Source organism: Streptococcus sp. HMSC065H07 (genome assembly GCF_001837325.1).
In the GTDB taxonomy this organism is placed as follows: domain Bacteria; phylum Bacillota; class Bacilli; order Lactobacillales; family Streptococcaceae; genus Streptococcus; species Streptococcus salivarius_H.
This window is the reverse complement of record NZ_KV832038.1, coordinates 94,118-117,062: the sequence shown is the minus strand read 5'-3', so window position 1 is coordinate 117,062 and position 22,945 is coordinate 94,118. Positions and strand designations below refer to the sequence as shown.

The following is a 22,945-nucleotide window of genomic DNA, read 5'->3' as shown; positions in this document are numbered from 1 at the left end:
ATATAGAAAGTTCAGATGCATGGGATCTTTTTACACACATTCTTAGACTTTTATTTTAATTCTTTTGAACGATTAAATAATCCTATTAAGTTCGTTGTATCTGTAACTTTTTCAGGGAATACTGATTTATAAGGCATATTTTTTTGTCGAAAAATTAAATATTTTGCTTTTTCTGCTTTACCGTATAAACTTTTTGTAATTGTTTTTATATCAGTATTCCATTTGTATTTATTTTCAATTATTTCTTCACATTCTATTGAAAGATCAAAGGAAGAATCGATAAGGTTTTCTGCATTATCCTTTACGTCAGAAAAGCTCCAAATTGCTTTAACTATAACTTTTACATTTAAATTTTTCAATCCCTTTTCCTTTAATTCAGTTGAGCAAGGAAAATATTTACCATGAATATCTTCTTCTGAACCATTAATAAAATAATGATGGAGAGCATTTTTTAGTGAGGTTCCTCCCATGATATTATCGACCAATATCACAATTTTCTTAATTTCTCTTTCGTTATAGTAAAATTTATTATTTTCAAGACGTACTTTGCTTTGGTCGAAATCGGTTTGTGTGATTGGTTGCTTTCCGCCTAATGATATGGAGATTTCACCAATGTAATTATCCAGAGTTGTATCTTGCATCTTTTCTTTTCTAAATACAAGATTGGAATCTTCACTAATCATTTCCTCTATAGATTCATACCATCTTTCAACTATATCTTTATATTCTAAAGCACAGCCAGTATAATGCCTATTTAATACCAAATCTAAAAAGCTATTGATCTGTTCAGATTTCCACCCCATAATTACAAAGTGCCACAGTAACTTATACCACAATATGCTTTCAGCTTCTTCCATAGGGCTTACACTGAAAACGTCATAGTTTATTCTGTCTAACTTAATAGCGGCTATTAGATCAATTATAGATTTAAGGGAAGTATCACTTTTACTTTTTAGTACTTCGTACGTTAAATAGTATTTTTCTCTTGTTTGATTGAAGTTAATTAACTTTTTAGCAACTGCAGTCAATTGTCTGTCATAATATAAAACACTATTTTGCTCATCAAAAAAGCCTTCTTTAATGCTCGACGGCACGTTTAAATTATCTATATCATATGAATTTAATATATTTTTTTCAATATCTTTGATTACAACTTCTTTGCCATTTACTTCAATGCATTTTTCTAATCCACGATTAGATATTTTAAACTGACAGAATTCCCCTTGGATATCTTCGAGTCTATGTTTATATAAATAACAGACATCAGAAAAACAATCAGGAGCATAGATTTTATATGGAAAAATTAGTTTCATCTCATCATTCATTATACTGTCGATTTCGTTTAAGTTAAAAACATTGTATTGAATAAAATCTAAATAATTTAAAATTCTGTCTTCGTTGAAATATCCACCCTTCTCCAAAAACTGTTTAAAAAAAGAGTTTTGTAAAAAATCTGACTCTGAGATTTCATCGGATTCTAAATTTATAAGTCCCTTATTCAAACTAGTAAGTTCACTAAAAAAGTCTAGTGTAAGAATATCAAATTGTTTTCTACTAAAAATTATAGACTGCCTTAAAGAGTATTGCTTATCGGAATCATTCAACAAATTATAAAAACCCTTTTCATTATTATTATATTTTTCATATTTTTTGCTAGCAGGTACAGGTATCAGGATTTTTTCGTCTAAATGTCCGTATGGGTTTAGAAACTCATACTTATGTGTTTGTTCATTTAAATATATAGCATCTTTATAGAAATTATTAAAATGCTCTTTTTTATATAATTTTTTGATGAATTCAAATTTTTCAGAATTAGGTTCAGCTTTTTGCAAAAATTCAGTTAAACTAAAAAACTTTCTTTCACCTGGTAGAGTACGCTCAATGAAGTATGCAATTATATTATTTTTTGAATCTCTCTCTTTTTCAATTGACTCCTCAGAGCCAAAATAAGAATTCTTGGTACTCCTAATTAATACTTTTTCATTATGACGGAAAATCATTGTTCCGTTTTCATTAACATTTTGAGAAGATAATAATTGTTTTCCACCATTACGAATATACTCTAGACATTTTATATTATATTTTTCACTTATTCCATCAATTTTTTTCAATATTTCATCATCATCATTGATTTCATGTTCAACATAAATTCGTAATAAAAAAGATAAATTAAATAAAGTCTTGTCATCAAAACAGTTGGTATGTATAACCTCATTCATAATTTTACCTAAAGGGTATAAAAACTCATCATTTTTTTTAAGTGAAAAAATCCAATCGACATCAGTGATATCTTCTCCCAATAGTTCATACACTTTGGCAGAATTAGAAGTATCGTTATTACTTAAATTATATAACAATCTAAAAAATTCATATTCACCACAGATAAAAGAGTCTTTTTGTTCTGTAGGAATTTGTGTTACAGCAATAGAAGCAATAAGTTCGCTGATTCTATTGATTTCGATTTCAGAAAGTGAATACTGATGTATTTTTAAAATATGGAAAAATGTTTTAGAAATAATTTCCAGTTTCTTTTGTTTATCTTCATCTGAAAGAGACCAATAAATCTCTTTAAACTTCTCTAAGTAAACCTCCTTTACAGTTGAACGTTCATTAATAGAGACTGTATAATATAATTCATCAATAGTCATTATTCAACCTTTCCAAAATAACATTAATTATTCTTTGTTCATAATCATCTGTAGCAATTATTTTTAAAAAATCAATAAAGTCACTAAATTCATCTCTCATAATATCCGATAAACTAATGACTTTATTAAGTTTATAATATAAACTAACTAAGAAAACTTTAAAATTTAGCGAATTTTTAGGGATTTTTTGGTAATCAGTATTTATAAAAAAACTAATTGCTTGCTTTGGATTCGTTAGTATTATTTGATAGAATTTATAAAAAATACTTCCCCTTCCAATTTCTGAACACAGGATATTATAGTAGTTTTTTGATATATAATATCTAAGTAACTCAGTATCAATATGGTCTCCCAATAAAAAATTAGCATTTTTTATATTCCATTCATTATTATTTTTGAAATACTTATCAAATAATTCAAAAATCTGAAATTGATCATCCTCGGATAAATAAGCAACGTCTTCCAAACTTTGTATCATATAATTTTTGTAGATATCATCAAAAAAAGCTTCTTTAGTTCCAGTTGTTAAATTTTTTATCAGTCCATAATTAAATGTTTTTTCTTCATTTAAATTTAAACCGACACTTAAAAAAAGCATATTTATTTCTTTTAAAAGAAAATCCCCGTCATCAATATTTTTATATATAATAAAAATATCATCTACATATCTAAATAATCGAATAATAGATTTATCATTTCTTGACTTATATTCTTCAATGAAATTACTTAAAAGAGTAGAAAGGAAAAATTCTGCTAAAATACGTGCATAGGCTGGCCCCTGTGGCACACCCTTTGTTGTTCCATTTAATTTCATTTGAAGACTTGAATTAAAACTCGATAAAAAATTAAAAATATTCTCTAGCTTTCCTCTATCTTTTTTTGATTTTTTATTAATCATTTCAATTAATTGATCATTAATTGAATGTATATAAATATTATCATAAAATGACTCTAAATCTAACTTCATAATGCTATAATCATCAAAAATATCAAATTTCAAATACAAACTAACATCACTAACATATCTTTTCCATGAGGAATAAAAAGGAAAAAATAAAAATTCATCCGACCAAAAATTTATATTATAACTATAAGAATCGAATTTCCACTTTAATAAATTTACAAATTCATAGCTTAATCTAGTGGTTAATAGCCTGTCAATTGTGGTTAATGATACTAATGTTCGTTCTCTCACTGTTCCATTTTTATTTTCTTTCCTAATATAAGGATAAAAAGTATCTAAATATTCTTGATCATTCCACTGTATTTTGCCATTTATTATTTCTGATGCCCTATTCTCAATTCTTTCAATATCGTAATTAAATATATTATTAAGACCATGAAAAATATGTGGTTCTAAAATTTCATCATTATATTGAAAATAATTCTTTTCTTTTTCCAAAATATAGTGTGTGATTGTTTTTGACTCACTTATTGCGGACGGTAAACTGATTGGTTTTAAAGCTAGATTCTTTGAAATGAATTCAACCACGGTTAGATTACCATCAATATAAACCTCTAAATTTTCCCTATATAGGTCATATAGATAAAACATTGTAATAGGGTATAGACTATTCTTCAGCTTTTCAATATAGCTTATGGTTTTTTCAGCATTAAAATTATTTTGACTACTAAAAATATACATCAGTAAATCTTTGCTAAAATGAGAAAAAGTACCTACCAAAACCAATCTGTCTAGATGTGTAATGCACCCATTTTGGACTCTGTCCCATAATTTTAAAAATACAATAGAATCACTAGTTTTCTCAATTAATTCATTAAAGTCTATTTCTATATCATTAAACCTTTGAGTTTTGTATTTTTGATATGTTTGGCTTTCCTCAGCAATTCCCAATGTTTTAAATAGAGAAATACTATTTTTCTTATATCCAGAAATTATCTCTTCTTGTTTTTGAAAATCTATTTCTTTTTTACTAGAATTTATATCTTGTATCAATGATGAATTTAACTCAGATTTGGTCAAAAAGTATGAATGTTTATTGTTATTTTTTTTATGAGCAGACAAAGGTAATTTTACTGCTTTTCCAAATTTATTTTTTCCATATCGTGTAGCTGGAAACCTATCAATAGCATAAATATCTAACAGTCTTTCCTCATAATGGACTTTATCTAATATTATATCCATTAAGTCATATCCAAGCTGTTTCTCAAAAAAGGAGTCAAAAATAATCCATACATGAATTCCACGACGTCCAGAAAATTCAACTAAATAATTAATATCTAAAGTATCTAAAACTTCACAAAGTGGATTAACCATCAAATTTGCTAATTCCTCAATACTTCCTTTCTCCTCTTGATTTTTTAATATATCAAAATCAAAACAGACCCATTTTATCTGGCTAGAAAAAGGTTTCTGTTGATAAACTGCTAGCGAGGATTTTTTAACAAGCATTTGATGAAATAAAGTGAAATCATAATTGATTATTTGAGGAATATAATTGCCATCGGGCATTTGCATTGCAATTACATTTTGATTGGCAACGAAAAGGTTAAATAATTTTCTAGCTAGTCTATATAAAATGTCATCCATTCAAAATTCTCCTTATATTAAAAAATAAAAATTAGTGTAAGCGTATCTAAAGTCCATTATACCAAAAAAAAACACGGCATTCGGCCGTGTCTCTTTGTTTATTTCACCAATTTCTTCATCTCATCAATACGCACTACTGTCGCATCGTATTTAGCCTGGTAATCTGCTTGTTTGTCGCGTTCTTTTTGAACGACTTCTGGTTTGGCATTGGCTACGAAGCGCTCGTTAGAGAGTTTCTTACCGACCATATCGAGTTCTTTTTGCCATTTGGCCAATTCTTTTTCAAGACGAGCCAATTCTTCTTCAACATTAAGAAGGTCAGCGAGTGGCAAGTAGATTTCTGCGCCTGTGATGATGCTTGACATAACCAAGTCAGGCACTTCGACATCTGCTGCAATTTCCAAGTGTTCTGGGTTTGTGAAGCGTTTGATGTAGTTGACATTATCATTGAAGAAGACATCAAGCTTGCTGTCGCTTGTCTTGATCAAGATAGTGATTGGCTTGCTTGGTGCTACATTCACTTCTGCACGTGAGTTACGGACTGAGCGAATCACATCTTTAAGCGCTTCAACGCCGGCTGCTGCTTCTTCGTTTTCAAATTCTGGACGAACCACTGGGTATTCCGAAGTCACGATTGTTCCTTCAGAGATTTGACCGTAGATTTCCTCAGTCACAAATGGCATGATTGGGTGAAGGAGACGCAAGATTTGATCCAAGGTGTAAAGAAGAACAGAGCGTGTGATGACTTTTTCGTCCTCATTGTCGCTGTACAGCACTTCCTTAGTTAACTCAACATACCAGTCCGCAAACTCATCCCAGATGAAGTTGTAGAGGATGTGACCAGCCACACCGAATTCAAACTTGTCAAAGTTTTCAGTGACTTTTCCAATAGTTTCGTTGAGGTTGTGGAGAATCCAACGGTCTGTCACGTTACCTGCTTGACCAGCAGCCACTTTAGCCACATTTTCACGCGCTGCATCCAAGGTTAAACCTTCATTGTTCATGAGGATGTAACGAGAGATGTTCCAGATCTTGTTAATGAAGTTCCATGACGCATCCATTTTCTCGTAAGAGAAGCGCACGTCTTGACCTGGTGCAGAACCGTTTGAAAGGAACCAACGGAGGGCATCAGCACCATATTTCTCGATAACATCCATTGGGTCAATACCGTTACCGAGAGATTTCGACATCTTGCGTCCTTGCTCGTCACGGATAAGGCCGTGGATAAGGACATTCTTAAATGGTTGGCGTCCTGTGAATTCCAATGATTGGAAGATCATACGAGACACCCAGAAGAAGATGATATCGTAACCTGTTACCAAGGTTGAAGTTGGGAAGTAACGTTTGAAGTCTTCTGCTTCCACGTCAGGCCAACCCATAGTTGAGAATGGCCAGAGGGCAGAACTGAACCAAGTATCCAAGACATCTTCGTCTTGTTTCCATCCGTCACCTTCTGGTGCTTCTTCGCCAACGTACATTTCACCCTCAGCATTGTACCAAGCAGGGATTTGGTGACCCCACCAGAGCTGACGAGAGATTACCCAGTCGTGAACATTTTCCATCCATTGAAGGAAGGTATCGTTGAAACGAGGTGGGTAGAAATCAACCTTGTCGTCTGTGTCTTGGTTTGCGATGGCATTTTTCGCCAATTGATCCATCTTAACGAACCATTGTGTAGACAAACGTGGTTCAACTGGCACACCTGTACGCTCTGAGTGACCAACTGAGTGAGTCATTTTTTCAATTTCGACAAGGGCACCGATTTCTTCCAATTTCTTAACAACAGCCTTACGTGCTTCAAAGCGGTCCATACCGTTGAATTCACCAGCCAATTCATTCATAGTACCATCATCGTTCATAACGTTGACTTGTGGCAAGTTATGACGTTGACCAACCAAGAAGTCATTAGGGTCATGGGCAGGAGTGATTTTAACAACCCCAGTACCAAATTCAGGGTCTGCGTGTTCGTCCCCAACGATTGGGATTGGCTTGTTCAAGATTGGCAAGATAACATTTTTACCAATCAAGTCTTTATAACGGTCATCATTTGGGTTAACCGCTACTGCAGTATCCCCAAACATAGTCTCAGGACGTGTTGTTGCTACTTCAAGGGCACGTGAACCGTCTTCCAACATGTAGTTCATGTGGTAGAAGGCACCTTCGACATCCTTGTGAATAACCTCGATATCAGAAAGGGCTGTACGGGCTTTCGGATCCCAGTTGATGATAAATTCACCACGGTAAATCCAACCTTTTTTGTAAAGCTCTACAAAGACTTTACGAACCGCTTTTGAAAGACCTTCGTCAAGAGTGAAACGCTCACGAGAGTAGTCTACAGAAAGACCCATCTTACCCCATTGTTGCTTGATAGTTGAGGCATACTCGTCTTTCCATTCCCAGACTTTATCAAGGAATTTTTCACGACCAAGGTCATAACGAGAGATGCCACTTTCAGCCAAACGAGCTTCAACCTTGGCTTGGGTAGCAATACCTGCATGGTCCATACCAGGAAGCCAAAGCGTATCAAAACCTTGCATGCGTTTTTGACGAATAATGATATCTTGCAAAGTTGTATCCCAAGCGTGACCAAGGTGAAGTTTACCAGTTACGTTTGGTGGTGGAATGACGATAGAATAAGGCTTAGCCTTTTTATCGCCTGACGGCTTGAAAACATCTTCGTCAAGCCATTTTTGGTAACGACCAGCCTCAACCTCGGCTGGATTGTATTTAGGTGAAAGTTCTTTAGACATGTGTGTGTCCTTTCTAGTTAATATCTTTAATCAATTTTGGAGGATATGATTTGGAATTCTGATTTATTCCTTTAACTAAATAATTATCATATCCAAATTTAAATTTTTGTTCATATTCCCGACCAAGAGCATCAGTGAATTTAATTTTAAAAATCAAGAAATACAACTGTTTTGCTTGTTGGTTAATCTCACTCAAGCTAAATGAGATTGATTCATTGGGGATAGCAAAATTCTCACTAAAATAATTATAAAAAGCATGAGTAGCTTTTCCAGAAGATGGCGACTGATCAAAATAAATAGGATTCCCAGATAAATCATTATAAACAGGACAAGTCATTATATTGGTTGCTGTACCTCGACCAACATTAGTCAAATAGATTTCAACAATCAGCTGGTGATTAACACTAAAAATACGAGATTTAGTGCGATTTAAATGAAAATAAGGAATTAAATCAGACCGGTTCTGTAAGTTAAATTGCAACTCATCAGTAGATTGTTTATATATTGAAAATTCTTTTTGAAAATCCTGAAATTCATCTAACTTATCTTGAGTTTCCCTTTGGAATAGTTCTTGTTGACTTTCTTTTTTATCTTCCCTCCGATTATTCCAAACTTGTATAAGTATAGGAAGAATAATACTGATAAGCAAGGCTAACAAAGCTATTTTATCACTTGGTTTAGAATTGATCACAAAATTAATTATCTTTTCTATCATATTCCTTTACCTCCCCCACTCACTCTTCAGCAAGCCATATCTCAACTCATCACAGCGATTGCCTTGGGCATCTTTGCGGTCTCGGATGCGAGCTTCAAGAGTAAAGCCAAGTTTCTCAGCGACACGTTGACTTTGGACATTGTAGCCAAAGCAGACCAGTTCAATCTTGTGAAGACCCAAATTTTTAAAACCTAGGTCAATTAAGGCACGCGCTGCTTCTGGTACATAACCTCGGCCCCAATAGTCTGGGTGCAAGGTATAGCCAATTTCAAGCACATCATCTTCGTGTCTATGGTTGAAATCAACGGAACCGATCACTTTATCAGTCCCTTTGACCACAATGCCGTAACCAGCTGGAAGATTGTCCTTTTCATTGCGATTGGGAAGGATATGCTCTAGGTAATAGATCTCGTCTTCCAAGGTCTTGACGGGTGGAAAGCCTGCTGGGTAAGAAACTTCTGGAAGACTAGCGTAAGCATGGATATCTTCTGCATCCGCCACTGTTCGGACTCGTAAAAGAAGACGCTCCGTTTCGATTCGTTCTGGCAATTCAGCTCTTGTCATCCTTCTTCCTCGCTTTCTTGATGAAGCTTCCCATGGGGTCGACTCGATCATCTAGATAGCGATAGACACGCTTATGACCATCACCCATAAAGTAAGTCGGTGCAAAGCGGTCATTTTTAAAATGGCCCTTATCATCCAACAAATCAGATTCAGCCAGACGGTCTAGAATCTTAGCAAAGATATGACAGATACCATCTTCCTCAATAATTCTGTCAACTTCGCAATCCAGAACGACTGGACAAGCATCCAAAATAGGTGCTTGTGTCAGTTCAGAAAGTCGGAAATCCAAGCCAAGTTTAGCAATCTTCTCACGATGACTAATAAAACCAGCCTGTTCCATCTCTAGCATGAGATTTTCGTCAGGGATATTAACCGTAAACTTCTGATAATGTTTAATCTGATCTGCCGCATTTTCCTCGCTACCAACCCCGATGACCAGCCAATCTCCTAGACTATAGGAAGAACTACAAGTCGTCACATTATAGCCATGTGTCTGGTCCTGGTAACCCAAGATAAAAATGGGGAAACCATAATACAATTTACTGGTCTCAAAAGATTGCTTCATGTCACCCTCCTTTGGTAGGAACGTAGACCTCGCTTTCGCTCCGTCTGCATCAATATCTCTAAATTCACCTGCGACCTTCGGTCTTGGTTCTTTAAAAGATATAAAAAATCCCTGCCATAACTATGACAGGGACGAATGTGTATCCGCGGTACCACCCAGTTTTGAGTGGTAACCACTCACAGCTTTTTTGATTCAATTTGACCATCAGCAACCAGCTTTGACATTTGTGCGGATTTCTCAGTACCACCGCTTCCTGTGACAAATGGGCTTCAAAGCACCTCTGAATGGTCTTATTCTATCACATTTTTAATCTCAAGACAAATGAAATTGTGGTGGAAATCTTATTGATTTTTGAATTTGAAAATACTTCCTCTGTCTTACTTTTCCTCACAATTTTCAATGGCTACTATTACCTTTCATGACAAGTTCTAACTTTGCTTGGCTTTCCAAATATCTCTTACGGTAAGTTATTGCCATCGTTTTATACTCTTCGGAGGACATTTTATAAAAATCTGCTTCTTCTTTGTAAGATTCTACAAACTTTTTGTAATAATCGATATCTTTTATCGGATTCTTAATAATCTTATCTATCAACACATAAATCCCTAAAAATACACCACCAAGAATCATCCCAAGAAAATAGGGCGCCACAAGAAATGATTTAATTAACTCCATGAAGTTCACCATCACTTTCCTTCAAAATCCTTCTGAAAATGTTCTTTATGAACTTTTAATTCAAGCCCACAAACATCTTTGAGCTTTTTCCCAGCTGCAACTCGTCTTTGATGTGCTCTTATTAAAACATGTTCGGACTGTGTATGACTAATAAAATAACACAATAGCAGGTAAGTAACTATACCCCCTAACATCATAGTAATTATCCTAACCACCAAGAAAATCATCTCTCTACTCCTCTCTTAAGGAACTTGCTGAAACCATTGTAACAAAACATCGGCTAAAATCGAGACCTTTTTCACAAGAAACGGCTCATTTATCATAAGTAAAAGCATTTATTTTATTTTGAGTACATAAATGATGGTATTATATATATTTCAAGACAGATAATCTACATTCTAGATAACTTTATTTTCTATTAGAAAAATCCCTGTCTTCCGACAAGGATTTCATCTTATTTTTCTTCCTTAGCTCTTTCTTCTTTTAGCCATTTTTCATAGCTTTCGAGTAGATTGATAGCCATTTGGGTTGCCAAGGCTAGTGAGAAGGCTTCTGTACCTTCAGTTGTTTCGTCTTGGACTTCCAATTTACTTTCTTCGTAAATGGCTTTGAGAGCCTTATTGCTAAGCGTGTCTTTAAATGCTTGGAATTCTTTCATGGTCAAAGCCTCCTTGATTCTACGGCAACATCTACAGCTACTGTTACCGTTTTCACTTTAAGTTTACACCATTTCAGAGAAATTGCAAGGATTTTCCTTAATAATAAGGAGAGCTTTCACTCTATCTGCGACCTACTGAGCAGGAGTCGCAGCCCCTGTGAGATACTCAGTCGTATAGGCTACGATAGCTCCCGAATCAGCATTTACCGCGTATTTATAACGTAGACCGCTAGCAGCATAGTCAAAGCTGATATTGTAGACCTTACCATCTCCTTCAGTCTTCAATTCCGTTTTCAAGTTTGTCACAGAACCTTCAGCTAGGCCAGCATGGTTAAGAGCTGTTGTTTGCGCAGTCTCTTTTGATACAGCTGTCTCTTCCTTGCTTTCACTAGGTTGAGTCTCGTCTTTAGGTTCTTCACCTTTTTGAGCGTCATCCTCATCCTTAGTTGTTGGATGGTCACTCTTATGTTTCAAAATAGATCCTGACTGACCATCAATTGTATACTCAAAATGGTTGTCTGACGTTGTGAAACTAATCTCATAACTTCCGTGAAGCCCAGAACGTGCTTTCGAAACTGTTGATTGAGAAATCTCAGAAGTTTTGACACCTGCATTTTTGTAAGCAATGTCTGCCGCATCTTGTTCTGACAAGCGATAACCTGAACCGTTAAAAATAAACAAGGCTGCAGCGATGGCAACTGGGATAGCGAGCAAAATCAGATAGCCCACTAGCTTTTTCATTTTTCGCATAAAATTCTCCGCTATTTTAATCTAATACTACTATTATATCTTAAAGTTCTAAAATTGTCAGATAAACTTGTCTCATTTTTAGGACAACATCATAAAAAGTTCCCGATAGCTATCAGGAACTTCTACGAAATGTTACTATTTGGCCAGTTACAAAGACTAGTATGGCCATCCAGATAAAGAGGAAGCCTTTCAACTCTCCAAAGCTGACCGTCTCACCAAAAATGAGGATGGCTACGAGAAGTTGAATCGTTGGATTAAGATACTGGATGAAACCAATAAGGTTAAGCGGTGCCCTTTTGACTGCTTCTGAGAAGCAAAGCAAGGGAACAGCCGTCACCACACCGGATATGGCTAGGAGAAACATTTCCATGCTCGAATAGGAATAAAATGATTCTGGAGAAAAGAAAACGAGATAGATAGCTACAAAAGGTAGTAGCAAGCCACTTTCTACTAGCATGGCTACGTCACTGGATAGCCTAACCCCTTTTTTGATTAGACCATAGAAACCAAAGCTCAGAGCTAACCCCAATGAAACCATGGGAAGTTTTCCTGTATTGGCAACAAGAACCAATACTCCTATAAAGGCCAATACTACTGCTACCCACATGGTCCTACTCAATGATTCACGAAGAAAAATAAGGGCAAACAGGATAGAAACAATAGGCATAATGTAATAGCCCAGGCTAGCCTGCGTCGCTTGACCATGACCCACAGCATAGATATAAATCAACCAGTTAGCTGCTATAAGAAAACTAGCAAGTAGCATACGAAGCAAGGCTTTCTTATCCTGCCAAAGTTCCACAAGCTCCCCTTTGAAACGTGTATTTTGCTTAGCGACTAGGGCGTAAGTCAACATAGTCACTACAGTAAAAATAATCCGCCATGAGAAGGTGTTGTAAGCCGAAACACCTGCTAAAAGCTTCCAAAAAAGGGATAAAAATCCCCATTGAATATAGGTGGCTAGACCAAAGAGTAGCCCTTGATTTTTTCTAGTCAACGACCACACCTGCTTTGTCCACAGATAGGATGAAGGTTTCACCATCTAAACCAAGACCATCTATTGCCGTTTTAAGAGCCTCAGCCTGATCATTTGGTGTCAAGGTCATAACTGTTGGGCCAGCGCCTGAAAGATAGGTCGCATAAGCACCGTATCGACCTGACAATTCCTTAATAGTCGCAAATTCTTTAACCAATTTTTGACGGTAGCGTTCGTGGAACATATCCCCTTGAATAGCATGTCCCGCCTTAACCAAATCGCCTGCAAAGAGGGCAGCTATGGCAACGTTTGCAATAGATGATGCAGCTACAGCTTCTTTGTAAGACAGGTCACTTGGAAGAACCCCACGTGAATCAGACGTCTTAAGTTCATAGCTCGGAATGAAGGCTACAAAGGCACACTCTGGAAAGTCTGTCACGATGCTATTAACATGTTCATCCACATAAGAGGCTACAACAAGATTCCCAAAAATAGCTGGGGCAACATTGTCCGGGTGACCTTCAATCTTGGTTGCAATATCAAGTTTATCATCGTCTGAGAGCTGCAAGTCTGCCAATTGATTGGCCAACTCGATTCCTGCGACAATAACAGAACTTGAAGAACCTAACCCACGCGCCAAGGGAATATCTGATGTCATCACCAATTTATGGGGCTGCAAATCAGACTTAACTTGCAAGGCAGTTGAAATGAGGAGGTTATTTTCATCTGAAGGAATATCGCCCAAATCATGTTCGATATGCCATGCATCCACTGGTTCAAGCACCTCGACTGTCAAATATTTAGAAACGGCAACACCCACAGAGTCAAAACCTGGACCAATATTGGCAGATGTTGCTGGAACAGTAATTTTCATAATAATACACCAAAAGGAGGAAAGCCATCAGCGACTTTTCTCCTTGAATACCTTTCTTATACGCACCAGTATGGGATTATCAATTAGTTAGACAAAACTTTCAATGTGTTGACAACTGTGAAATCTTCTGCTGCTTCAAGTTTTTCAGTAACAGCTTTAAGTTGTGTCTTAGACATAGCATGTGTAATCACAACGATACGAGCTGTTGTGCCATTTGCTTTTTGTTGCAAGACTTGTTCAAATGAAATATCTTCTGAGTTGAAGATTTCAGACAAGTGAAGGATTTTACCTTTTTCGTCTGGCGTATCAAGGGCAAAGTAGTAGTTGCTCTTAACATCTGCTGGATTAGCCAATGGCAAGTCACGACGGAACTCATTAAATGGTTTACCAACATTGCCATCTGAAAGACGACGAGCAATACGGATAATATCTGCCAAAACAGATGTTGCTGTTGGTTTTTGACCAGCACCTGGACCGTAGTACATTGATTCGCCAATACCGATAGATTCAACAAAGACTGCATTCATGACATCGTTGACGCTAGCAAGTGGGTGATTTTTTGGCAAGAATGTTGGGGACACTTCTGCTGAGATACCTGATTCTACTTCACGCACATCACCAACCAATTTGATGACATAACCCAATTCTTGAGCAACAGCTACATCATCAGTAGAGATGTTTGTAATCCCCTTGTGAGTCACATCGTCGAAATCAATTGTGGCACCAAATCCAAATTGGCTAAGGATAACAGCTTTATAAGCAGCGTCAATACCTTCAACGTCGTTAGTTGGATCACTTTCAGCATAACCAAGTTCTTGGGCAGTCTTAAGAGCGTCCTCATATGACCAACCTTCGTCAACCATCTTAGTCATCATAAAGTTAGATGTTCCGTTAAGCACACCAAGGATACGTGTCACCTTATCAGACGTCAAAGAGTTAGCCAAAGTACGCAAAATTGGAATACCACCAGCAACAGCAGCTTCATAGTAGAAAGCCACTCCCTTATCTTGGGCAAGAGAAATCAACTCTTTTCCATGAGTAGCAATCAAGTCTTTGTTAGCAGAAACAACGTTTTTACCTGCTTCAAGTGCTTTTGTGATGAAGGTACGAGCTGGCTCGATACGACCCATCAATTCAACAACGATTTGAATCTCTTCATCATTAAGGATTTCGTCAACATTTGTGACAAAATTGTAGTCGTTTCCGGCAGCGATAAGACGATTTTTTTCCTCGTCATCTTTAACCAAAACTTTGGCAATTTCGAGTTGGTCACGTGAGGCTGCAAGAACCTTTTCACCATTTTCCTTCAAGAGGAAAGGAATACCGCTAGCTACTGTACCAAAGCCAAGCAATCCAATTTTAATAGACATTTACGATTTCTCCTTAAAAACATACATTTTTTTAATTGTACCACATTTCTATCGGAATTGACAGAATATTGTTGCCATTTAAGGAGGCAAGTATTCTTTTTACTGAAAATTCTGTGCATTTCCATCCCATTTTTGTTAGAATAATAGCTAGACCTATTTGAAAGGGGATACAATGACTTCTCAAAAGAAAAAAACAACCCAAGCTAACAGAAAGAAACTGAACCTTCTTCTGCTTTTCCTAAATATTGTCCTTCTTGGCTTACTAGCAGTCTTTATGCTTAACCGACCAAATCAGTCGAAAAGCAAGCAACAACAGGCTCAGACCAGTCAGTCTAAGACGACAGCTAAATGGAAAACCTATGACGATCCTGTCCAAATCCCTATCCTGATGTATCATGCCGTACACGTCATGGATCCATCTGAAGCTTCTAACGCCAACCTTATCGTTGACCCAGACCTCTTCGAGGCACAAATCAAGGCCTTGGCGAAGGCAGGATACTACTTCCTAACGCCTGAAGAAGCCTATAAAGCCTTCACTGAAAATGCCCTACCTGCTAAGAAGGTTGTCTGGCTGACCTTTGACGATGGTAACGAAGATTTCTACACCATTGCCTATCCTATTCTCAAAAAATACAAGGCTAAGGCAACCAATAATATTATCACTGGCTTTGTCAAGAAAGGGAACGCTGGAAATCTTACCGTCAAACAAATGAAAGAAATGATGGCTCACGGTATGAGCTTCCAGTCTCATACGGTTAACCACCCCGATTTGTCAACCACTGATAAGGCGACACAAAAGGTTGAATTAACGGATTCTATTGACTTCCTTGAAAATAAACTCAATACCAAGGTCAATACCATTGCCTACCCATCAGGTCGCTACAATCAAACGACACTTGACCTAGCTAAGAAAACTTACAAGTTAGGACTAACAACCAACGAAGGGCTAGCCAGTGCCAAGGATGGTCTTCTCTCACTTAATCGTGTCCGTATTCTGCCAACAACAACAGCTAAAGGACTTCTCAGCGAGATTGATACTGACAATGAATAAAAGAAATCACTTGATTCAAGAATCAAGTGATTTTTATGTTCTAGTCAAATATTTCTGATAGGATAGCCACACCCTTTTCGATTTCAGTATCACTTAGGGTGATTGGTGGCAAAAGACGAATCACATTTGTCCCTGCAGTTAAAACAATTAACCCCTTATCTCGAGCCGACTGGACCAATTCTCCTAAATTACCAGTAGTCTCAATCCCAATCATATAGCCCAAGCCACGTACAGTGGTGACCGTCTCTTTATCAGATAAAGCTGCCTGCAATTTTGCTTGTAGCTGGTTTCCATTTTCAAGGGCAGTATCTAGAAAACCTGGGACCAACATAACTTCAAGCGTAGCTTTGGCCGCAGCCATAGCCAGTTTATTTCCTCCAAAGGTAGAGCCGTGACTTCCGTAAGAAAAGGCTTCTCCAAGAGATGACTTAGCAAGCATGGCACCAACTGGCACCCCATTTGCCAAACCTTTTGCCAGAGTAAAGATATCTGGTTCAATATCGTAGTGCTCATAAGCATAAAGCTTACCAGTACGACCAAGTCCTGTCTGAACCTCATCTACAATAAGATAAATACCCGTCTCCTTACAAAAGTCAGCCAAAGCCTTAACAAAGTCCTTATCAGCAGGTTGAACACCTGATTCCCCTTGAACCAACTCCAACATAATAGCCGCTGTTTCGTCACTAGCTAGGGCCTTGACACTATCTATGTCATTGAAAATAGCATAGCTAAAGTGGGGCACACCTTCACCAAAGCCTTGTTTGATTTTATCCTGACCAGTGGCAGACATGGATCCAAACGTTCGACCATGGAAGGAATTTTGGAAGGTAATGATTTCTTGTTTACCTGAAGCCTTACGGGCAATTTTGATGGCTGCCTCATTGGCCTCTGCACCACTGTTACAGAAAAAAGCCAGATAGTCCTTATCACCAATTAAAAGGTCAGCAACATCCTCTTGCAACTGATTGTGATAGAGATTAGGTTGATGCAAAATCTTGCCCACCTGCTCTGTCAAAGCCTGATTGACATGGGGATGATAGCCCAGATTGGTTACCCCAATACCTGATGAAAAATCCAAGTAGGTCTTGCCAGTTGTATCTGTCGAATAATTGCCCTGAGCCGAAGCAAAATCAATCGCTGCCCGCTTATAGTTTGAAAATAGTTTTGTCATCTCTTACTCCTTGATTATGGTACCGTCTGTCAGGTTATCACCAATAATGACCTGCTCGACACCAGCTTGAACTGTCTGAACAGCACTTTGAATTTTAGGAATCATGCCTCCAGTTATCACACCTGAATCTATTTTTTTCTGAACGTCCACAAAATTCAGATGTTCCAAAATCTGACCATTTTCTAAAACACCCTTAACATCTGTCATAAGGATAAGTTTTTTGGCACCTAGACTAATTGCCACAGCTCTAGCAAGGTAATCGGCATTGATATTGAGTAAATCCCCCTGCTCACTATAGCCTAGGCTAGGAATCAAGGGAAGTTTGCCTTGAGATAGGAGCGCCACTAGGGTTTGATTATTGATGCTTTTGACTTCACCCACAAAACCATAGGTCTCTTGATCTAAGAAATCAGCATGGACAAGGTCTGGCAATTCATCTACAAGCTGATAGGCTGGCAAACCTGCAGTTGTCAGCTCATCCGCTAAGTTTTTCCCAACTATGTCAACCAAAGCTTCTTTGATCAAGGCCATATCTGACTGACCCGTCACACGAAGACCATTGACCTTGTGAATTGGAATATGATGTGCCTCCATCAGCTGATTAATAGCAAAACCGCCCCCATGAACGATAACAATTTTTTGACCAGCCTGCTGCCATTCTGACAGTTTAGCCAATATCTCAGGAGTTAGCTGCTTACTGGCTACTCCACCAATCTTGATTACAATATATTCAGTAGTCATCAGTTAACCCCTTTGTCATAGATAACTTAAGTATGGTAGAGGGCATTAATCTTAACGTAATCGTAAGAAAGATCACACCCCCATGCAGTTCCTTTTTCATGTCCAGCATGAAGATCTACCGTTATTGTGACTTCATCATCATGCATGATGTCTTTCATTTCTTCATCATCAAAGGAAACAGGACTAGAGGCCAACATAACTGGCAGACCGCCAAGCATAATATCAACATTATCCACAGGAACATCCACACCAGCGTAGCCCACAGCGGCTAAAATACGTCCCCAGTTAGGATCTTCACCAAAGATAGCCGTTTTAACCAGGCTTGACCCGACAACGGATTTGGCCATCATACGTGCATCAAGGGCATTAGGGGCATTGACCACATCAACTTGGATGAGTTTATTAGCACCTTCACCGTCCTTGGCAATTTTCTTAGCCAACTCTTGCATCACGAAATTCAACATCTTCGAAAATTTATCGAACTCTGGTGTATCTGGCAAAATCTCTTCGTTGAGTGTACAGCCATTGGACATGACAAGAACCATATCATTAGTTGAAGTATCTCCGTCAACTGTAATCTGATTAAAGGTCTTTTCCACATTTTGGCTCAAAGCCAATTGAAGGGTGTCACTAGAAATATTAGCATCACAAGTGATAAATCCTAGCATGGTCGCCATATTAGGGTGAATCATGCCTGAGCCCTTAGCGACACCAGCCATAGTGACCACATCACGTCCAAAGGTCTCCGTCACAGCAATGGTCTTAGTCGCTGTATCTGTCGTCAAAATCGCCTTGGCGAAATCATCAGCATTCCCATTAACCACTATCTTGGAAAGACCATTTTTCAGCGTATCCATTGGTAGCAACTCACCGATAATCCCTGTAGAGGCTACACCAACCAAATCTGGTTCAACACCTAGCTTTTCAGCGGTCCACTCCTGCATGGTGTAGGCATCCTCCAAACCTTGAGTCCCTGTACAAGAATTGGCTACACCTGAGTTAACAACGATAGCTTTCATTTTTCCAGCCTTTTTAACTGAGGTCTTGGTCACAATTAGAGGAGCTGCAATCACCTTATTGGTCGTGTAAACACCTGCAACACTAGCTGGTTTTTCAGAGACAATCCAACCAAAGTCCATTTTTCTCTTTTTAAATCCTGCATGTAGCCCATCTGCTGAGAATCCCAGCGGACTAGCAATTGTTCCATCGATGACTTTCATATTTTTTCTCCTAACTCTATGCTTTCATCTACAAGTATGACGGTGTCATAAGCAAACCTTCCGTCTCATCCCACCCCTGCATGAGGTTGAGATTTTGCACTGCCTGTCCAGCTGCTCCTTTAAGCAGATTATCAATAACTGAAATAACTGTCAGAACATTGGTTTTTTCATTATAGGCAAAGCCAATATCTGTAAAATTCGATCCGATAACATTGTGCAGTTCTGGCAAGCTGTCTTGAACACGTACAAAGGGTTTATCGCTATAAGCCTTTGTGAATGCTGAAGCTACGTCAGCTACAGTCACGTCCTTCTTCAACTTACAATAAACCGTAGCCATGATTCCGCGATTAACTGGTAAAAGAGACGTTGATAACTGAATCTCAGGCATTTCTGGATTAAAGGTCTGCAAGATTTGAACAATCTCAGGAATATGCTGATGATGATTAAGTTTATAAGTCACGTAATTATCGTGAACATTGACAAAATGACTAGACTCACTCAAAGCCTTACCCGCACCAGTTAAACCAGACTTGGCATCCACAATGACACTATCCGTCTCAATCAGACCAGAAGCAACCAAAGGAATCAGGGCCAACTCTGTCGCTGTTGCATAGCATCCAGGATTGGCAATAAATTTCTTACCCTTCACATCTGTATATTCCGATAATGCATATGTAAATTTATTCAAAATACTCTGCTTGGCAGGTGATTTTTTATACCATTCTTGATAAACATCTGCCGGCAAGCGATGATCCCCAGATAAATCAATAACAGGAAAATCAGCTTGAACAAATTCCTCCGCAAGCAAACTAGCAACTCCTGAAGGTGTGGCAAAGAAAACCAAATCCGCCTTTTTCATAATCTTTTCCGCATCATAAGCTTCAATGTCTAAGTCACAAACACCTGTCAGATAGGGATACACATCAGACAATCGTCGACCCACTTCCTTGGTTGCGTGAATAGAAACAAGTTCCACTTTTTTATGATTATTCAAAATTTTAACTAACTCTAAACCACTATAACCAGTGATACCAACGATTGAAACTTTCATTTATGCACTCCTTTTGTATAAATATGTAACTAGTTTATTGTATTTTTATTCATTTGTCAAGAGGGAAATGTAATTAATATGAAAAAACAAGCAGTCTTTTTCAACTACTTGTTTCATGATTGTTATCTAGTTATTAAATAAATGCAAGTTGGCAATACGATTGACTGCTTCGACTAGACGCTCTGGCTCTACCAAAAGCCCAATACGAACATAAGCATCACCCGCGGGACCAAAGCCTTTACCTGGTGCCACAGCAACATGGGCCTTCTCAAGCAAAAGATCCGCAAAACTCTCACTGGTGTACCCCTCTGGCACAGGCATCCAAGCATAGAAAGAACCTCTGGATGGAAAGGCCTGCCAGCCAATCTTAGCAGTTGCCTGAACAAAAGCATCTCGACGGCTATCATAAGTCGCATTCAGTTGGGCAACAGCCTCCTCAGATTTAGGGTCTAAGAGAGCTGCAATCCCAGCCTCCTGCAAGGCAGGAAAGATTCCCACAAAAAGATGGTCTTGAATCAGATTTAAGGCTTCAATCATTTGCTCATTCCCAGCCGCAAAGGCCAGACGCCAACCAGCCATATTGAAGGTTTTCGAGAAAGTATAGAACTCAATGCCCACATCTTTAGCACCAGGCGTTGATAAAAAGCTAGGATTCTCATAGCCCTGATAACCCAAAGCTCCGTAAGCCAAATCACTCACCACTCCTACTTCGTAGGTCTTAGCCCAAGCAACTAACTTTTCATAAAAAGCCTTAGTCGCCACAGCCCCCGTCGGATTATTCGGATAATTGATATAGATAAACTTAGCACGGCGGGCTGTCTCCTCAGGAATGGCATCCAGATCTGGCAAAAAATCATTTTCAGCCGTCAAAGGAAAGGTTTCATAGGTCACACGGCCTAAACTCACTCCTGACAAGTAATCTGGATAACCTGGGTCAGGCAAGAGCAGGAGGTCACCAGGATTCATCAAAGCTAGAGGCAATTCCACTAGTCCAATTTTAGCTCCACCCATGACACAAATCTCACGCTCCGAATCCAAATCAACCCCATAATGTTTTTCGTAAAAACTAGCAGCTGCTTCCTTAAAGGGACGATTGCCTCGAAACTGTGAATACTTATGGCTAGCAGGATTTTTCGCTGAGACGCACAGCGCCTCAACAATATGGTCATAAGTCGGTTGGTCGGGATTGCCTTGACCGAGATTGATCACATCTGCTCCTTCCGCTACCTTGGCATTAACTTTAGCAACCAAACCTGCAAAAAACTGTTCTGGCAATGCCTTCAATAAGTCAGATTCTTCAAATAACATAAACGCTCCTTAATGATACAAGTCCGTGCGACGATCCTCAAAAACAGGAATCTGACCTCGAACCTTATCTACCTCTTCAAGATTAATATCGGCCGTAAAAATGCCCTCCTCATGCTCCTTGGATTGCAAGACCACATTTCCAAGTGGATCAATAACCATAGAATGTCCTGAAAAGACATCGTCTGGTCCTGTTCCGACACGATTAACAGCAACTACAAAAGCTTGATTTTCAACCGCACGCGCCTTTAACAAAATCTCCCATTGCTGCACACGAGGTTCTGGCCACTGCGCTACCACAAAAAGTACCTTGGCCCCTTGTGCCATCTGTGTTCGCACCCATTCAGGAAAACGAATATCATAACAAATGACACTAGCAGCTGTCACAGCATCAAGCTCAAATACAGACTCCGAAGACCCAGCAGACATGTACTGGTCCTCTGCCATGAGGCCAAAGAGATGGACCTTGCTGTAGGTATTGATTAGGTCCCCAGACTTATTGTAGACGTAGGTCGTGTTGTAGAATTTGCCGTCCTTCTCAATAGCAACGGACCCTCCGATAATAGCCACAGCATGCTCCCTAGCAAAACGAGACAAGAGTTCCTGAGATTCCAATCCATCCTTATCTACAAGCCCATCCAGTTCATCTAAAGCATAGCCTGTATTCCACATTTCAGGAAGCACAATGACATCGGGATTGTCATCAAGCGCCCTTTCCAACATCTCTTTCACGTGCTTTTTATTTTCCACAGGCTGTCCGTGGGCAACATCCATCTGTACCAATGCGATTTTCATAGTAACCTCGATTCTATATTAACCATTATAGCACTCCAAAAGACGTCACAAAAATTGAAAAATTCAATCTCATGATAAAGAAAGGCTATCAAAAAAGGCTGGACACATTATCCAACCTGATTCATTACTTCATTAAGCAATATCAACGTAACGGCGAGCACCGCTCACTGTCATGTATGAGAGCCATGTGTGACCATCTGCTGTCAAAACTTTGTCATAGTTAACACTCATGCCCTTATCATAGTAGGCCAACTCTGGGCTTGAAACCTTAGCTTCTGCCTTGATTGACGCACGACCTGTGAAGGTATAACGACCTGACTCTGGGAGACTTAGTTTTGCAGCTGGTTGACTTGCTTCTGGCTTCGCTGCTGCAATATCAACATAACGACGAGCACCACTTGTTGTCACATATGAAAGCCATTGACGGCCATCGGCTGTGAGAACCTTATCGTAGTTTACACTCATACCCTTGTCATAGTAGGCTAATTCTGGGCTTGAAACTTTAGCTTCTGCCT

At 38.4% G+C, this 22,945-nt stretch carries 20 protein-coding genes; 1 reads left to right on the top strand and 19 read right to left on the bottom strand.

Features of this window, described 5'->3' with window-relative positions; all coding sequences use genetic code 11:
* Window positions 1-50: 50 nt before the first annotated feature.
* The 12 genes from HMPREF2637_RS06710 to HMPREF2637_RS06650 form a co-directional block, all read right to left on the bottom strand.
* A complete protein-coding gene (locus HMPREF2637_RS06710; RefSeq protein ID WP_064523847.1) occupies window positions 51-2,648 on the bottom strand; it encodes a hypothetical protein in 2,598 nt (865 codons plus the stop codon).
* A complete protein-coding gene (locus HMPREF2637_RS06705; protein WP_064523844.1) occupies window positions 2,638-5,199 on the bottom strand; it encodes a TOTE conflict system archaeo-eukaryotic primase domain-containing protein in 2,562 nt (853 codons plus the stop codon). Before HMPREF2637_RS06705 ends, HMPREF2637_RS06710 begins: the two co-directional genes overlap by 11 nt.
* A gap of 98 nt (window positions 5,200-5,297) precedes the next feature.
* Window positions 5,298-7,949 carry a valine--tRNA ligase gene (locus tag HMPREF2637_RS06700; protein ID WP_064523841.1) on the bottom strand — a complete coding sequence of 884 codons (2,652 nt, stop codon included), beginning with the start codon at window positions 7,947-7,949 and terminating at the stop codon, window positions 5,298-5,300.
* Between the two features lie 13 nt (window positions 7,950-7,962).
* Window positions 7,963-8,664: a hypothetical protein gene (locus HMPREF2637_RS06695; protein WP_064523840.1), complete on the bottom strand. Its 702-nt coding sequence runs from the start codon at window positions 8,662-8,664 to the stop codon at window positions 7,963-7,965.
* Between the two features lie 6 nt (window positions 8,665-8,670).
* Window positions 8,671-9,228, bottom strand: a complete 558-nt coding sequence (locus HMPREF2637_RS06690; protein ID WP_064523837.1) for a GNAT family N-acetyltransferase — start codon at window positions 9,226-9,228, stop codon at window positions 8,671-8,673.
* The gene (locus HMPREF2637_RS06685) at window positions 9,215-9,793 is read right to left on the bottom strand and encodes a flavin reductase family protein (protein WP_064523834.1); all 579 of its coding nucleotides are present in this window, start codon (window positions 9,791-9,793) and stop codon (window positions 9,215-9,217) included. Before HMPREF2637_RS06685 ends, HMPREF2637_RS06690 begins: the two co-directional genes overlap by 14 nt.
* 396 nt (window positions 9,794-10,189) lie before the next feature.
* Complete coding sequence (locus tag HMPREF2637_RS06680; RefSeq protein ID WP_141760026.1) at window positions 10,190-10,468, bottom strand: hypothetical protein; 279 nt, start codon at window positions 10,466-10,468, stop codon at window positions 10,190-10,192.
* Window positions 10,469-10,922: 454 nt separating this feature from the next.
* Window positions 10,923-11,126 carry a hypothetical protein gene (locus HMPREF2637_RS06670; protein WP_002886082.1) on the bottom strand — a complete coding sequence of 68 codons (204 nt, stop codon included), beginning with the start codon at window positions 11,124-11,126 and terminating at the stop codon, window positions 10,923-10,925.
* A gap of 132 nt (window positions 11,127-11,258) precedes the next feature.
* Window positions 11,259-11,876 (bottom strand): PepSY domain-containing protein, encoded by a 618-nt coding sequence (locus HMPREF2637_RS06665; protein ID WP_002890178.1) that lies wholly within the window; start codon window positions 11,874-11,876, stop codon window positions 11,259-11,261.
* A gap of 112 nt (window positions 11,877-11,988) precedes the next feature.
* Window positions 11,989-12,873, bottom strand: coding sequence for an EamA family transporter RarD (gene rarD, locus HMPREF2637_RS06660; protein ID WP_064523829.1), 885 nt, complete (start codon window positions 12,871-12,873; stop codon window positions 11,989-11,991).
* Window positions 12,866-13,726: a homoserine kinase gene (gene thrB, locus HMPREF2637_RS06655; RefSeq protein ID WP_064523826.1), complete on the bottom strand. Its 861-nt coding sequence runs from the start codon at window positions 13,724-13,726 to the stop codon at window positions 12,866-12,868. The genes rarD and thrB overlap by 8 nt, the downstream gene beginning before the upstream one ends.
* 83 nt (window positions 13,727-13,809) lie before the next feature.
* Entirely contained in the window at window positions 13,810-15,096 is a 1,287-nt protein-coding gene (locus HMPREF2637_RS06650; protein ID WP_002890168.1) for a homoserine dehydrogenase, read from the bottom strand.
* 172 nt (window positions 15,097-15,268) lie between these two features.
* Here HMPREF2637_RS06650 and HMPREF2637_RS06645 point away from each other — a divergent pair, with 172 nt between their 5' ends.
* Window positions 15,269-16,147, top strand: coding sequence for a polysaccharide deacetylase family protein (locus tag HMPREF2637_RS06645; RefSeq protein ID WP_064523823.1), 879 nt, complete (start codon window positions 15,269-15,271; stop codon window positions 16,145-16,147).
* 40 nt (window positions 16,148-16,187) lie between these two features.
* Here the strand turns inward: HMPREF2637_RS06645 and HMPREF2637_RS06640 are convergent, their stop codons facing one another.
* From HMPREF2637_RS06640 to HMPREF2637_RS06610, 7 genes are all read right to left on the bottom strand, one after another.
* Window positions 16,188-17,318, bottom strand: coding sequence for an acetylornithine transaminase (locus HMPREF2637_RS06640; protein ID WP_064523820.1), 1,131 nt, complete (start codon window positions 17,316-17,318; stop codon window positions 16,188-16,190).
* Between the two features lie 3 nt (window positions 17,319-17,321).
* A complete protein-coding gene (gene argB / locus HMPREF2637_RS06635; protein WP_064523818.1) occupies window positions 17,322-18,059 on the bottom strand; it encodes an acetylglutamate kinase in 738 nt (245 codons plus the stop codon).
* A 26-nt stretch (window positions 18,060-18,085) separates the two neighbouring features.
* The gene (gene argJ, locus HMPREF2637_RS06630) at window positions 18,086-19,279 is read right to left on the bottom strand and encodes a bifunctional ornithine acetyltransferase/N-acetylglutamate synthase (RefSeq protein WP_064523815.1); all 1,194 of its coding nucleotides are present in this window, start codon (window positions 19,277-19,279) and stop codon (window positions 18,086-18,088) included.
* A gap of 28 nt (window positions 19,280-19,307) precedes the next feature.
* On the bottom strand, window positions 19,308-20,330 hold the full coding sequence (argC, locus tag HMPREF2637_RS06625) for an N-acetyl-gamma-glutamyl-phosphate reductase (RefSeq protein ID WP_064523812.1): 1,023 nt from the start codon (window positions 20,328-20,330) through the stop codon (window positions 19,308-19,310).
* 126 nt (window positions 20,331-20,456) lie between these two features.
* Window positions 20,457-21,638, bottom strand: a complete 1,182-nt coding sequence (locus tag HMPREF2637_RS06620) for a pyridoxal phosphate-dependent aminotransferase (protein WP_064523809.1) — start codon at window positions 21,636-21,638, stop codon at window positions 20,457-20,459.
* 9 nt (window positions 21,639-21,647) lie between these two features.
* A complete protein-coding gene (locus tag HMPREF2637_RS06615) occupies window positions 21,648-22,430 on the bottom strand; it encodes a carbon-nitrogen family hydrolase (RefSeq protein ID WP_064523806.1) in 783 nt (260 codons plus the stop codon).
* Window positions 22,431-22,562: 132 nt separating this feature from the next.
* Window positions 22,563-22,945: SH3 domain-containing protein (locus HMPREF2637_RS06610; RefSeq protein WP_176745617.1), on the bottom strand; the 383-nt coding region annotated here is incomplete at its 5' end.